Origin of the sequence: Candidatus Poriferisocius sp., assembly GCF_965208475.1 — a bacterium.
GTDB lineage: Bacteria > Actinomycetota > Acidimicrobiia > Acidimicrobiales > Bin134 > Poriferisocius.
The window spans coordinates 2,671,899-2,684,660 of record NZ_OZ242338.1; the positions used below are offsets into that span (position 1 = coordinate 2,671,899).

General features: G+C 63.7%; 14 protein-coding genes. 4 read left to right on the forward strand and 10 right to left on the reverse strand.

The features are described from left to right. The first annotated feature begins 15 nt into the window (after positions 1–15). Positions 16–876 carry a fumarylacetoacetate hydrolase family protein gene (locus ACOGXA_RS12435; protein ID WP_419924189.1) on the forward strand — a complete coding sequence of 287 codons (861 nt, stop codon included), beginning with the start codon at positions 16–18 and terminating at the stop codon, positions 874–876. A 29-nt stretch (positions 877–905) separates the two neighbouring features. On the opposite strand, the gene ACOGXA_RS12440 is transcribed toward ACOGXA_RS12435, so the two are convergent. The 3 genes from ACOGXA_RS12440 to ACOGXA_RS12450 form a co-directional block, all read right to left on the reverse strand. Further along, complete coding sequence (locus tag ACOGXA_RS12440) at positions 906–1,568, reverse strand: GntR family transcriptional regulator (RefSeq protein ID WP_419924190.1); 663 nt, start codon at positions 1,566–1,568, stop codon at positions 906–908. 173 nt (positions 1,569–1,741) lie between these two features. Beyond that, entirely contained in the window at positions 1,742–2,164 is a 423-nt protein-coding gene (locus ACOGXA_RS12445) for a nuclear transport factor 2 family protein (RefSeq protein WP_419924191.1), read from the reverse strand. A gap of 6 nt (positions 2,165–2,170) precedes the next feature. Next, positions 2,171–2,908, reverse strand: coding sequence for a hypothetical protein (locus tag ACOGXA_RS12450; RefSeq protein ID WP_419924192.1), 738 nt, complete (start codon positions 2,906–2,908; stop codon positions 2,171–2,173). Between the two features lie 26 nt (positions 2,909–2,934). Here ACOGXA_RS12450 and ACOGXA_RS12455 point away from each other — a divergent pair, with 26 nt between their 5' ends. Further along, a complete protein-coding gene (locus ACOGXA_RS12455; RefSeq protein WP_419924193.1) occupies positions 2,935–3,705 on the forward strand; it encodes a DUF1295 domain-containing protein in 771 nt (256 codons plus the stop codon). 304 nt (positions 3,706–4,009) lie between these two features. Beyond that, positions 4,010–4,261: a hypothetical protein gene (locus ACOGXA_RS12460; protein ID WP_419924194.1), complete on the forward strand. Its 252-nt coding sequence runs from the start codon at positions 4,010–4,012 to the stop codon at positions 4,259–4,261. Between the two features lie 48 nt (positions 4,262–4,309). Here the strand turns inward: ACOGXA_RS12460 and speB are convergent, their stop codons facing one another. The 7 genes from speB to ACOGXA_RS12495 form a co-directional block, all read right to left on the reverse strand. Then, on the reverse strand, positions 4,310–5,224 hold the full coding sequence (gene speB / locus ACOGXA_RS12465) for an agmatinase (RefSeq protein ID WP_419926980.1): 915 nt from the start codon (positions 5,222–5,224) through the stop codon (positions 4,310–4,312). A gap of 62 nt (positions 5,225–5,286) precedes the next feature. Further along, complete coding sequence (locus tag ACOGXA_RS12470; RefSeq protein WP_419924195.1) at positions 5,287–6,408, reverse strand: polyamine ABC transporter substrate-binding protein; 1,122 nt, start codon at positions 6,406–6,408, stop codon at positions 5,287–5,289. After that, positions 6,405–7,301 carry an ABC transporter permease gene (locus ACOGXA_RS12475; protein ID WP_419924196.1) on the reverse strand — a complete coding sequence of 299 codons (897 nt, stop codon included), beginning with the start codon at positions 7,299–7,301 and terminating at the stop codon, positions 6,405–6,407. Before ACOGXA_RS12475 ends, ACOGXA_RS12470 begins: the two co-directional genes overlap by 4 nt. Then, on the reverse strand, positions 7,298–8,197 hold the full coding sequence (locus ACOGXA_RS12480; protein WP_419924197.1) for an ABC transporter permease: 900 nt from the start codon (positions 8,195–8,197) through the stop codon (positions 7,298–7,300). The genes ACOGXA_RS12475 and ACOGXA_RS12480 overlap by 4 nt, the downstream gene beginning before the upstream one ends. Then, entirely contained in the window at positions 8,194–9,288 is a 1,095-nt protein-coding gene (locus ACOGXA_RS12485; protein ID WP_419924198.1) for an ABC transporter ATP-binding protein, read from the reverse strand. The genes ACOGXA_RS12480 and ACOGXA_RS12485 overlap by 4 nt, the downstream gene beginning before the upstream one ends. Further along, positions 9,288–9,746, reverse strand: coding sequence for an Lrp/AsnC family transcriptional regulator (locus ACOGXA_RS12490; protein ID WP_419924199.1), 459 nt, complete (start codon positions 9,744–9,746; stop codon positions 9,288–9,290). Before ACOGXA_RS12490 ends, ACOGXA_RS12485 begins: the two co-directional genes overlap by 1 nt. Positions 9,747–9,793: 47 nt before the next feature. After that, positions 9,794–11,158, reverse strand: coding sequence for an aspartate aminotransferase family protein (locus tag ACOGXA_RS12495; RefSeq protein WP_419924200.1), 1,365 nt, complete (start codon positions 11,156–11,158; stop codon positions 9,794–9,796). Between the two features lie 182 nt (positions 11,159–11,340). Here ACOGXA_RS12495 and ACOGXA_RS12500 point away from each other — a divergent pair, with 182 nt between their 5' ends. Beyond that, the gene (locus tag ACOGXA_RS12500) at positions 11,341–12,762 is read left to right on the forward strand and encodes a gamma-aminobutyraldehyde dehydrogenase (protein ID WP_419926981.1); all 1,422 of its coding nucleotides are present in this window, start codon (positions 11,341–11,343) and stop codon (positions 12,760–12,762) included.

Genomic DNA, 12,762 nt, shown 5'->3' on the forward strand with positions numbered 1-12,762 from the left:
CGGGAAGGACTACCCGTGAAACTGATTCGAGTCGGTGCCAAAGGCCAAGAAAGCCCTGCTGTTATTGACCCCAGAAACGGGTCGGTTTTGAGCGCGGAATCGGTAGCCCCAGACTATGACGCTGAGTTCTTTGCAAGCGACGGTCTCGACCGCCTGAGGAAGGCACTCGACGCTGAAATCCTCCCGCCGCTCCAGTCGAGCAACTCGCGCCTCGGCCCCCCCGTCAAACGGCCCGGCAAGATCATCGGCATCGGCCTCAATTACCGAGGTCACGCCGTGGAATCGAACATGCCGATCCCCGATGAGCCAATTCTGTTCATGAAGGCACCCAATACCATTATCGGCCCATATGACGATGTGCGTATTCCGCCCGGATCGACCAAGACCGACTGGGAGGTTGAACTCGGCGTCATTATCGGCCGGTACGCAAGCTACCTGCGGACTCCGGCGGAGGCGCTCTCGTACATCGCGGGGTACACCATTTCCAACGATCTCTCCGAACGCGAGTATCAACTGGAGCGCGATGGGCAGTGGGACAAGGGGAAGTCCTGCGACACCTTCAACCCCCTTGGCCCGTGGCTCGTGACGAGCGACGAGATTCCCGACCCGCAAACGCTGAACTTGTGGCTCAACATCGACGATCGACGCGAGCAGACTGGCCACACCTCCGACATGATCTTCTCCGTCGAGCACATCGTCTGGTTTGTGAGCCAGTTCATGGTTCTTGAACCGGGCGACCTGATAAACACCGGGACGCCAGATGGTGTCGGACTCAGCAAGACGCCACCCCGCTACCTACAGCCTGGTCGCGAAATGCATCTCGGAATCGACTCACTGGGCGAGCAAAGGACGAGGACAATCGCTACCCCCCGCTAGCCGGGTGGTTGCGTGCCCGTGCCGCAACGTTAGGGAGCTTCCTCCACCCCGCTGCGGTCTTCGCGGCCCACGAAGCTTGCCGCCTCAACTGCGCCCCTGATCAATTCAACCGTGGATGCAAGATGGCAGCGCAAGGCTTCTGCGGCTGCGAAATGGTCGCCATTTCTAAGGGAATCCACTATCAACCCGTGCTCGTCACTCGCTGCATCATGTCGGTAGTGAAGCGACAGCCGCTGGTAGCGGGCGGAATGCAGCCAGAGTTGGTCAATCAGCTTGAGTCGTCGAGGGGAGCCAGCCAATTCATAGATCGCAAAGTGAAACTCGCGGTTCAAGGCGACAACCGCGGCGTGGTCGCCCTCGGCATGGCGCTCTTGGGCTTGACTGAGATTGTTCAAGAGCATGTCGATCTTTCTCTCATCGCAGCTCGATGCCCGTCTCACCGCTTCACATTCGAGTTCTGTGCGGATGCTGTAAAGGTCGTCGAGGTCGTCTACCGACATTGACGACACCCATGCGCCACGGTTGTGGAACACAGTGACGAATCCTTCGGACTCGAGAATCCGAAACGCCTCGCGCACTGGAATGAAGCTCGTGCCGCACCTCTCAGCGATCACCTTCGGTTGAAGCTTCGACTCTGGCTGATATGTGCCGCCGATAATGCCCTCGCGGAGGTGGCGCACCACGAGTTCCACTGTGCTATTGGGGTCATGCATCGGGTTGAACCATAATCGGCGAGTTCGGCGGCCAAATATTATATCATTCGGCTGGAAACTTTCGCTGCTTGCTCCGCAGGCGACCTGGGTGGACACCCCAATCCGCTGGTAGCAGCCAGGGGCTGCATCCTATGGCGTAGGGCTCAAAGCGTTTAGAGGCCGAAGCCGGTGAAGTCGCCGGACATGTCGGGGGGGCCGTAGTAGATGCGGTTGAGGGCTCGGCGGGCGAACTTCCACTGGCCGTCTTCCAGGCAATATTCGTCGTCGTAGAAGCCGTACATGGTCATGGGGCCTTCGCCGGGTCGCTTGAAGTGCTCTATGACGTACCAGCGCCCGATGCCGGTGCCGGCGTCCTCGTCGAGGTCGGCCCAGCCGTTGAGGTAGGCGTGGATCACCCCGTCGAGACGGGCCAGCATGCCCTGCCAGGATGTTGAGATCTCGTCCCGCCCGGTCTTGGTCATCGGGCCCATCTCCCACACTGCGTCGGTGGCCCAGGTTGCCGCCCACTGCCCGGAGTCGAAGCGGCACACACCGTCGGAGTAGCGGGCCAACAGGGTGCGGATCTCTTCTGACATGGCGCCTCAGGCTAGTGGGGTGTAGCGCCAGCCGATGATCTTGTCGTAGTCCATGGCGCCGTCGGGGAAGACGGTGAAGTTATTCCGCTGCTCCTCCAGCGCCGGCTTGGCTTCGGAATACGGGGTGCCCACCTCGTACATGACGAGGTGCTGAAACGGCATCCCGTTGGGACCGATTTCACCGTGGTCGATGGCCCATTGGGGGGTGAGGATGTTGTCGGCGGCCCAAAAGCGCCGCCCGGTGAGGAAGCCAGGAGTCGCCATGACTTCCCGATAGTGGATGGTGTACCAGTGCTCAAACCACCCAAGGTTGCCCGTGGTGGGGTTGGCCAGCGATATCCCGAGGTGGTCAACCTCATCGGGGGTGGCCGCCCTTATCTGCGGACCGGTCTGAGTGAAGGCCCAACTGGCCGTGGCGTCGTGGTCGAGACTGTCGCCGGGCCGCATGGAATAGTCGTCTTTGGTTGTGATCGCCTGGATAACCGAGGGCAGGTGGCCCTCGATCTCATATACGGCCAAGAACTCGAACGGCATCGCCAGATCGGCCCGGTCGGCGTGGGTGCGCATCCACTCGGGCGTCAGCAGGTCGGCATCGGGGCTCATTTGGTAGCGTCGCCCGCTGACCACCCCCTCGCACGACGCGACCTCTTGGGTATGGATTTCGTGCCACTGGTGGTACAGGGCCTCCTGGCCGATCACCGGGTTGGTGAATGTCAACAGCACATGGCGGTCGGAGTCGCTCACAGATCACCACGGTACGCTGATCGCAGATGGTCTTATGGGTAGCCGCGCTGGTGATCGCCGGGATGATGCTCGCGGTTTGGGCCATCAGCGTGGCGATTCGAGACGCCAGCATCGTCGACATCTTCTGGGGCTTTGGCTTTGTGGTGGTGGCCTGGGTGTGTTTGGCGGTCACCGACGGCCACGGGGTGCGAGCCGCGCTACTGGCGGCCATGGCCACCACATGGGGGTTGCGGCTTGCCATCTACCTGGGGATTCGCAACATTGGCAAGGGAGAGGACTACCGCTACCAGGCCATGCGCCGCCGGGCCGGTGACCGATTCTGGATCACCAGCCTAGGCCGGGTTTTCGGACTGCAAGGTGCGGTGATGTGGGTGGTATCGCTTCCCCTCCAAATCGGCATCAGCGAGGCCGATAGGGGCTGGACCCCGCTGTGGGTAATCGGGGCAGTGGTGTTCGTGGTCGGCTATGGGTTCGAGGCCGTCGGCGACTGGCAGCTCGCCCGGTTCAAGGCCGACCCCGCCAACGCCGGCCAAGTAATGGATCGAGGCCTGTGGCGCTACAGCCGTCACCCCAACTACTTCGGCGATGCCACCGCGTGGTGGGGTATCGGTCTAGTAGCCGCCTCCACTCTCATCGGAATCGTGGGGCTGATTGGCCCGGCCGTCATTACCTGGCTGTTGCTCCGAGTGTCGGGGGTGCCGATGGTGGAACACCGCTTGGCGAAGACCCGCCCGGGTTACCAGGAGTACGTCCAGCAGACCAGCGCCTTTCTGCCCCGTCGCCCGAAGGCTGTGTGATCACGGGAACCTGACATGATGTCTTGACTGCTCCGCTGGCCGAAACCCAATAGGAGAGTGCCACCGTTCCGACCCCACTTTCGACCGGATCGTCCAACAGGCCTCCCCTTAGGCCGGACTGGGTGCTAATGCAGAAAATAGCACTACAGACATGTCATTAGGTGATGCTCTGCGAGTTAGCCCTGTCTCGTCGACGACGTAAACGGGTAAGCTAACCGGCATGCCGCGGAACCGGTGGCCCAGAGGGAGCAGACGGGGCGGGCAATTTGCTCCCACACCGCGTACCGATGCGGCCACCGCACCGATGGACCATCCCATCGACCTGACAAGGCAAGTTGACGAGGACGCGACAACAAGCAGTTCTGACGGCGCGGGCGATTGCCGGGCTTGGATGGAAATCTCCGATTCAAAGCGGCAAGCTCTCATGAAAGAGGCCGATGTGCATCTAGCCGGGCTAATCGAGGAGTTTGGCGAGCCATCGCCCGAGCAGATGGCTCGCGCCGAGAACTTCGTGGAGAGCATCAGAAACGCGGCAGTTGCAAATTCCAGCACATGACGCGGCTGATACTCGATTCTGGGGCGATCGACCGGTTTGCGAGTCCGCTCAACCCGAGCACTCCACCCCCGGCAGCACGCAGAGCATTTCGAATAGGAGGTTGGCGGCGGTTAGGGCGGTGGCGCCGGTGGGGTCGTAGATGGGGGAAACTTCCACCAGGTCGCAGCCGACGAGGTCTAAGCCTCGGCAGCCTCGGATGATTTCGAGGGCTTGGGGGGCGGTGAGGCCGCCGATCTCGGGGGTGCCGGTGCCAGGGGCGAAGGCGGGGTCGAGGGCGTCGATGTCGAAGCTCATGTACACCGGTCCGCCGCCCACCTTCTCGCGCACCTCGGCCATGAGGGGTTCCAGCGAGCGGTTCCAGCACTCCTCAACTTGCACCACCCGGAAGCCCTGCTCCCGCGACCAGTCGAAGTCGTCGGCGGCATAGCCGGTGCCCCGCACTCCGATCTGGGCCACTCGGTGGGTGTCGAGCAGCCCCTCCTCCACCGCTCGGCGAAACGGGGTGCCGTGGGCGATGGCCTCGTCGAACATGTGGTCGTTGATGTCGGTGTGGGCGTCCACGTGGATCAGCCCCAGCGGGCCGTGCTTGCGCCGCATGGCCCGCATAATCGGCAGGGCGATGGTGTGGTCGCCCCCCATCGTTACCGCGATCACGTCGTTGCCGAGCAGATCGTCGTAGAAGGCCTCGATGCGGGCCACGGCGTCGGCCAGGTTGTAGGGGTTGGTGGCCACGTCGCCGATGTCGTCGATGCGCAGGCTGTCGAACGGCGCCGCCCGGGTGGCCATGTTGTAGGGGCGAACCAGCACCGACTCGTTGCGGATGCCCCTCGGGCCAAAGCGGGCGCCCGGCCGGTTGGACGTGCCGATGTCGATCGGCACGCCCACGACGGCGACATCAAGGTCGGCCGCCGCCGACCGGCCGGGAAGCCGCATGAAGGTGGCGATGCCCGCGAAGCGGGGCATCTCATTGCCCCCGAGGGGTTGAGGCACGTCGGCCACCATGAGTCCCTAGCGGGCTGAGGCGATCAGCCCTTGGCCTCGATGAAGGCGTCGGAGAACTTCACCTCGAAGTCGCCGGTGTCCTGGATCTCCTCCAAGATCGCCACCGGGGCAACACCGGGAGTGCTCAAGAACCCCTGGAGGTCTTCATCGAGCCCGCCGAACGCGGCCGCATTGGGAGTGGAGTAGTAGTTCCAGTTCGACAGGGCGGCGCCCTGCTCGGCGGTGAGCAGCCAGTTGATGAAGGTGTGGGCAGTACACGGGCTGCCGGCGTCGAACGGGATGGCCATGTTGTCGATCCAGCGAGTGCCGCCCTCGTCGGGCACGAAGTACACGTACTGCGACGGATCGTCGGTCTCCAGGAACTGAGTGAACATGTCGCCCGAGTATCCGTGGGCGATCACCGTCTCACCGGTGGTGAGGAACTCGTCGGCCGAGTCGGTGTTGAACGCCGCGAGACGGCCGCGGGCGCTGGCCACCAGATCGGTGGCTTGCTGCAGGGCGTCCTCGTCGGTGGAGTTCAGTGAGTAGCCCAGGTACTTGAGGGCCGCGCCGATCGTCTCCCGAGGATCGTTGAGCAGCGAGATCGAGCCGCTGTACTCATCGGCGATGGCCGGATCGAAGATCAGACCCCAGGAGCGGGGGAAGTCGGCGCCCAGCGCGGCGGTGTCCACCGCGATGCCGGTGGTGCCCCACTGATAGGGAACCGAATAGTCGCCCGCCGGGTCGTAGATCAGATTGCGGAAATCGTCTGAGACGTTGGCGATGTTGGGGATGGCGTCCTTGTTCAGCGGCTGGACGGTTCCGCCGGCGATGAGGATGGCCACCATGTAGTCCGACGGCACGATCAGGTCGTAGCCCGAGTTGCCCGCCGCCACAATGGGCTGCATGGCCTCGTTGGAGTCGTAGACGTCCATGGTCACGCTCACGTCGTACTCATCTGAGAACGCGGCGAGCTGCTCCTCGTCGATGTACTCGGCCCAGTTGTAGATGTTGAGATTGCCGTCGGTCTCGTTCACCTCGCAGTCGGCGATTGCACCTCCGTCATCGTCGTCGTCACCGCACGCTGCGGCTGCCAGCGCAAAGGCCAGCAGCACAGACAGCAGGCAAAAGAGTCTGCGGTTCTTCATGGGTTTTCCTCTTTTCATGTTGTGGTCATGGTATTGGTTTTGGCGGACACTGGTTCCCCGCCGGCCCGCAGCGCAGGGCGCAGGCCGCGGCCGCTGAATTGCTGGAAGAGCAGCGACAAGGCGACTAGGAAGACCGAGGCGGCCAGCATGATCACCGATGTGGCGTTGATCAGCGGCGTCACCCCTCGGCGGATGAGGCCGAAAACGAAGACCGGAAGCGTGGTGGCGCCGGGGCCGGCGGCGAACTGGGTGATTACCACATCGTCGAGCGACAGGGTGAGGGCGAGGAGAGCCCCGCCGGCGACACCGGGAACGATCTGGGGGAAGGTCACATAGCGGAACGTCTTCCACCGGGTGGCGTAGAGGTCGAGGGCGGCCTCCTCGAGCACCTCGCTCATGCCCGCCAGTCGAGCCCGTACCACCACCGAGACGAAGCTGATGTTGAAGGCGATGTGGCTGATGGTGATGGAGCCGAGCCCCTTTTGGAGGTTCAACCCGAACAGCGTGTCGAGCACGTCGAAGAACTCCGAGAAGAACAGCAGCATCATCACCGCCATCGTCACGTCGGGGATGATGATCGGGAGATACAGCAGGGCGTCGAACACCTTGCGGCCTCGGAACTTGAACCGCTCCAGCGCCAGTGCCGCCAGCGTGCCCAGCACCACCGATATAAGGGTGGAGAGCAGGGCCACCCGGACCGACACCCACACCGCGCTCTGAAGCTGATTGTGCTCCACGAACTCCTGGTACCACTCCAGCGTGAAACCGCCCCACCGGCCCACGTTGCGGTCGTCGCTGAAGGAGAACACCAACAACACGAAGATGGGGGCAAAAAAGAACAGGTAGACGAGCCAGGAGTGGACCGACAGCGCGATCTTGGTGGCGCCCCGGGGCTGCACGGTGCTGCTCATAGGTTTCTGCCCCCCGTGCGGAAGTACACCAGGGTGGCCACCAGCATCACTGCCATCAGCACGAACGAGAGCGACGCCCCCACCGGCCAGTTCCGGGCGGTGAGGAACTGGGTGACGATATAGGAGCCGAGCAAGGTGGTCTTGGCCCCGCCCAGGATCTCCGGGGTCACGTAGGCGCCGAGGCTGGGGACGAAGACCAGGATCGAGCCGGCGATCACCCCCGGCATAGACAGCGGGAGCAGTACCCGCCGAAACGCCTGGAAGCCCGACGCATACAGATCGCGGCTGGCCTCCATCAGGCTCAGGTCGATCCGCTCGATCGACGCATACAGGGGCAAGACCATGAACGGCAAGAAGCCGTAGACCAGCCCGATCACCACCGCCGATGTGGTGAACAACAATTCCCGCTCTCCCAGGCCGATGGCTTCGGAGACGTTGGTGAACAGCCCGTCATTGCCCAGCAGGACCCTCCACGCATAGTTGCGCACCAAGAAGTTGGTCCAAAACGGGATCATCACGAACACCAGCATCAGGTTGCGGACCACCGGCCGGCGGGTGGCAATGAAATAGGCGAAGGGGTAGGCCGCCACCAGGCAGATCAGCGTGGTGAGGAGGGCCAGCCACAGTGACCGGAACAAGATGTCGCGCACGATGGGCTCGCTCAGCTTGCGGTAGGCGTTGAGATTCCAGCCCGACAGATCGGTGCCGCCAAACCGGTTCCGGGTGGCGAACGAATACATGAACACGATCACCAGCGGGACGGCGAAGAACAGCACCAGATAGGCGTAGGCGGGCAGCGACAGCAACAGGCCCCGCCGCGACGCGGCTCGGTTGGCCGCCTTCTCGAACTCGGGAGTGGCGACCTCGGCTTCCCGCCGTTCTTCGACGACTGTCATGCCCGTACCACCGTGACGGCGTCCGGCGCCCACGACACCGCCACGTCGTCGCCCACGTAGGGCCGGAACCCGCCGGGCTGGTTCTCGAGCCGGACCTCCAGCTCAGTCCATTCGTTGGCCACCGTGTACACCAACGCGTTGCCCAGGTAGGTGACGCTCTCCAAGCGCCCGGATATCGAGGTGTGGCCGACGGGCACCGCAGCCACCGGGTGCATCTCAACCCGCTCCGGTCGAAGGCACAACGCCACCCGGGTGCCCACCGGCACATCGGACCGGCCGGGGATGTGGGTGCCGTCGGCCAAGCACACCGTGTCGCCCGACACCACCGACGCGTCGATCAGGTTGGACTGGCCGATGAAGTTGGCCACGAACCGGTTCACCGGGCGTTCGTAGATGCCCTCCGGAGTGCCTACCTGGAGGAGTTCGCCCTCATTCATCACCCCGATCCGGTCGGCCATGGTCAGGGCCTCTTCTTGGTCGTGGGTGACGAACACGAAGGTGATGCCCACCTCGCGCTGGAGCGCCTTCAGCTCGCGCTGCATCTCCTGGCGCAATTTGAGGTCGAGGGCCCCCAGCGGTTCGTCCAACAACAGCACCTTGGGCCGGTTGACCAGCGCACGGGCCAATGCCACCCGCTGGCGCTGGCCTCCCGAGAGTTGCTGAGACCGGCGCTGCTCGAGCCCTTCGAGGCGAACCAGGCTGATGGCCTCCTGCACCCGCCCGGCGATCTCGGCCTTGGCCACCCGCTGCATCTTGAGCCCGAAGGCCACGTTGGCCTCCACCGTCATGTGGGGGAACAGGGCGTAGTCCTGGAAGACGGTGTTGACCGGCCGCTTGTTGGGCGGCAGAGTGCCCACCTCGTCGCCGAAGATCTTGAGGCTGCCCTCGGTGGGGAACTCGAGCCCGGCGATCATGCGCAGCGTGGTGGTCTTGCCGCATCCCGACGGCCCGAGCAGGGCGAAGAACTCGCCGTCGGCAATCTCCAGGTCCACTTTTTCCACCGCAACCACCGCGCCAAATCTCTTGGTGATGGCTGTGAGCTGCACCGCTGCGCTTGTGCCGTCCACTGGATGATCCCCCCCGCCGCCCATCAGCCGGTGCCCCAGTTGTAGGTCTGCTTGACCAGCCTCAGGTAGTGCAGCGTTTCGATGTCGATGACCCCCGGAATGGCCCGCACACGGTCGTTGACCACCGAAATGAACGCCTCGCTGTCGGCGCACACGATCTCGGCGATTACGTCGAACCGCCCGGCCACGATCACCACGTACTCTGCCTCATTGATCTCGGCCAGAGCTTCGGCCACGCTCCGGGCATCGCCCGAAACGTTGATGCCTATCCACGCCTGGTAACCCACTCCGAGCCCGACCGGGTCGGTCACCGCCACGATCTGGACCACTCCCCGCTCCATCAGCCGGTTGACCCGTTGGCGGGTGGCGGCCTGAGAGAGCCCGACCAGAGGCGCGATCTGGGCGTAGGGCATGCGGCCATCGCCTTGCAGCTCGCGGATGATGGCCTTGTCGATCTCGTCGAGGTCGAACACCGCAGCCATCAGTCCGGTCGCTTCCTAGTGGTCCGTTTGTGAACTGGCAGGGGCGGTCATCGGCTGAACCTTCCCTGGGCTTCGGTGAGCACCTTGCGCAGCGTTTGGTTGATGCGGTCGAACTCCTCAGGGCCGGCGACAAGGGGCGGTGAGAGCTGGATCACCGGCTCTCCCCGGTCGTCGGCCCGGCAGATCAATCCCAAATCGAGGAGGCGGTTGGTGAGAAAGTCCCGCAGCAGCGATTCGGCCTCTTCCTCGGAGAACGACTCTCTGGTGCCGCGGTCCTTCACCAACTCGATCCCGTAGAAGTAGCCCATGCCCCGAACCTCTCCGACAATGGGGAGGTCGCACAGGTCTTCCAGGGCAGACCGGAATGCGCCCTCATTGGCCTTCACATGGTCGAGCAGTTGTTCTTTCTCGAAGATGTCGAGGTTGGCCAAGGCCACCGCGCAGCTCACCGGGTGCCCGGCAAACGTGAAGCCGTGCAAGAACGACTCATCGGTGCCCACGAACGGCTCGGCGATGCGGTCACTGGCGATCATGGCCCCCAGTGGCGCATAGCCCGACGTCATCCCCTTGGCGCAGGTGATGATGTCGGGCAGATAGTCGAGCCGCTCTGAGCCGAACATGCTTCCCAAGCGGCCGAAAGCGCAGATGACCTCGTCGGACACCAGCAGGATCCCGTAGCGGTCGCAGATCTCGCGCACCCGGGCGAAGTAGCCGTCAGGGGGCACGAAACACCCCCCGGCGTTCTGCACCGGCTCCAAGAACACTGCGGCCACCGTCTCGGGGCCGGCCCGCAATATGGCCTGCTCGATGTCGTCGGCGCACCCCAGCGTGCAGCCGGGGCAGTCGGCGCACAGCTTGCACCGGTATCGGTTGGTGTTGGCCGCGTGGGACACGCCGGGCACCAACGGCTCGAAGGGCTCGCGCAACACTTCGAGGCCGGTGATCGACAGCGCTCCCATCGAAGTGCCGTGGTAGGAGAGGTGGCGGCTGATCACCTTGTGCCGTTCAGGCTGGCCGATCACCCTGAAGTACTGGCGGGCCAGCTTCCAAGCCGATTCGACCGACTCCGACCCCCCGCTGGTGAAGAACACCCGGTTCAAATCACCGGGGGCCAGCGAGGCAAGACGCGCGGCCAACTCCACCGCTCCAGGGTGGGCGTAGGTCCAGATGGGAAAATAGGCAAGCTGCGATGCCTGGCGCCCGGCGGCCTCGGCCAGTTCGACTCGGCCATGGCCCACCTGGGAGACGAACAGCCCGGCCAAACCGTCTAGGTATTGGTTGCCGTTGGTGTCCCAGACATAGCAGCCATCGCCTCGCTCCACGATGCGCATGCGGTCGACGGCGCTGCCGATGCTGCTGAAGTGGCCCCACAAGTGGCGATCGGCCAACGCAATCAATTCATCATGCTGCACCGGTAGCGTCCCCCTACTCCGCTTGGTGAACACCGATTTAACACCAATTTGACCACTAGCGCAACCAAATCAGTTGCCAGAAATGATTCTACAACTAGTTCTTGTCTCAAGAGGGGCTTGATTGTGCAGGTTTGGTGCTGCAATATGAGCGATGTGCCTAACAGAACGGGGGCAGCACGATGATGCTGAAGGACAACTACATCAACGGGAAATTTCAACCGGCCATCGAAGGAGTTACCGATTCGGTGGTGAATCCGGCCACCGGCAAGGTGATAGGCGAGGTGGCGTCCAGTTCGGCGGCCGATGTGGACGCTGCGGTCACCGCGGCAGCCGCAGCCTTCCCCGAATGGTCGGCCAAGACCCCGAGGGAGCGCAGCGAGATCCTCCACAAGGTGGCCGACATCGTGGAGGAGAACGTCGAGGAACTGTCTCAACTCGAGTGCGAGAACGTGGGCAAGCCGGTGTCGATCATCGAGTTCGAGATGGATCAGCTTTGCGACAACTGGCGGTTCTTCGCCTCCGCAGGGCGTTTCCTCGACGGCAAGGCGGCCGGTGAGTACCTCGAGGGCTACACCTCGATGGTGCGACGCGATCCCATTGGGGTGGTGGGCTCGATCGCCCCGTGGAACTATCCGCTGTTCATGGCCACCTGGAAGCTCGGCCCGCCGCTGGCTGTCGGCAACACCGTGGTGTTGAAGCCGTCCGAGCTCACGCCCTACACCACGCTGAGGCTGGCCGAGCTGCTCGATGGCGTGCTTCCTCCCGGGGTCTTCAACGTGGTGTGCGGGCAGGGCCGGTCTGCCGGCGTGCCGCTGGTGCAGCACCCCGATGTGGCCATGGTGTCACTCACCGGGTCGGTGGCCGCGGGCAAGTCGGTGGCCCAGGAGGCGTCGGACTCGCTCAAGCGGGTGCATCTCGAATTGGGAGGCAAGGCCCCGGTGATCGTGTTCGACGACGCCGATATCGAGGCAGTGGTGGCCAATCTGCGGGACAACAGCTTTTACAACACCGGCCAAGACTGCACCGCGCCGTGCCGGGTTATTGCCGGCGCCAAGGTACACGACGACTTCGTGGCCCAGCTGACCGACGCGGCAGGCACCGTGGTGACCGGCGACCCCGCTGATGAGGACACCGAGATGGGCCCGCTGGTGTCTGGCATGCAGCTCGACCGGGTGGCGGGGTTCGTCGACCGGGCGGCCGAAGCCGGCGCGGAGATAACCATTGGGGGCGCCTCGGGCGACAGTGACGGTTACTACTACCAACCCTCGGTGGTGGTCGGGGTGAACCAGGCGTCGGAGATCGTGCAACGGGAGGTGTTCGGCCCAGTCATAACCGTGCAGGCGGTCCCCGACGAGGAGACCGCGCTGGCCTGGGCCAACGACTGCGACTACGGACTGGCCGCCAGCGTGTGGACCAACGACGTGGGCCGGGCCATGCGCATGGCCAGGGGCCTTCAGTTCGGCACGGTGTGGGTGAACGACCACATCCCGATCATCTCGGAAATGCCCCACGGCGGTTTCAAGCAGTCGGGCTACGGCAAGGACATGTCGCTCTACGCGCTCGACCACTACACCGAGCTCAAGCACGTCATGGTGAAGCACTGA

What these genes read in the sequence shown, in the direction of transcription:
- ACOGXA_RS12460 (WP_419924194.1), top strand. Translation starts at nt 4,010, where the DNA reads ATGGACCATCCCATCGACCTGACAAGGCAAGTTGACGAGGACGCGACA.
- ACOGXA_RS12475 (WP_419924196.1), bottom strand. Translation starts at nt 7,301, where the DNA reads ATGAGCAGCACCGTGCAGCCCCGGGGCGCCACCAAGATCGCGCTGTCG.
- ACOGXA_RS12500 (WP_419926981.1), top strand. Translation starts at nt 11,341, where the DNA reads ATGCTGAAGGACAACTACATCAACGGGAAATTTCAACCGGCCATCGAA.
- ACOGXA_RS12485 (WP_419924198.1), bottom strand. Translation starts at nt 9,288, where the DNA reads ATGGGCGGCGGGGGGGATCATCCAGTGGACGGCACAAGCGCAGCGGTG.
- ACOGXA_RS12470 (WP_419924195.1), bottom strand. Translation starts at nt 6,408, where the DNA reads ATGAAAAGAGGAAAACCCATGAAGAACCGCAGACTCTTTTGCCTGCTG.
- ACOGXA_RS12490 (WP_419924199.1), bottom strand. Translation starts at nt 9,746, where the DNA reads ATGGCTGCGGTGTTCGACCTCGACGAGATCGACAAGGCCATCATCCGC.
- ACOGXA_RS12455 (WP_419924193.1), top strand. Translation starts at nt 2,935, where the DNA reads ATGGTCTTATGGGTAGCCGCGCTGGTGATCGCCGGGATGATGCTCGCG.
- ACOGXA_RS12445 (WP_419924191.1), bottom strand. Translation starts at nt 2,164, where the DNA reads ATGTCAGAAGAGATCCGCACCCTGTTGGCCCGCTACTCCGACGGTGTG.
- speB (WP_419926980.1), bottom strand. Translation starts at nt 5,224, where the DNA reads ATGCCCCGCTTCGCGGGCATCGCCACCTTCATGCGGCTTCCCGGCCGG.
- ACOGXA_RS12480 (WP_419924197.1), bottom strand. Translation starts at nt 8,197, where the DNA reads ATGACAGTCGTCGAAGAACGGCGGGAAGCCGAGGTCGCCACTCCCGAG.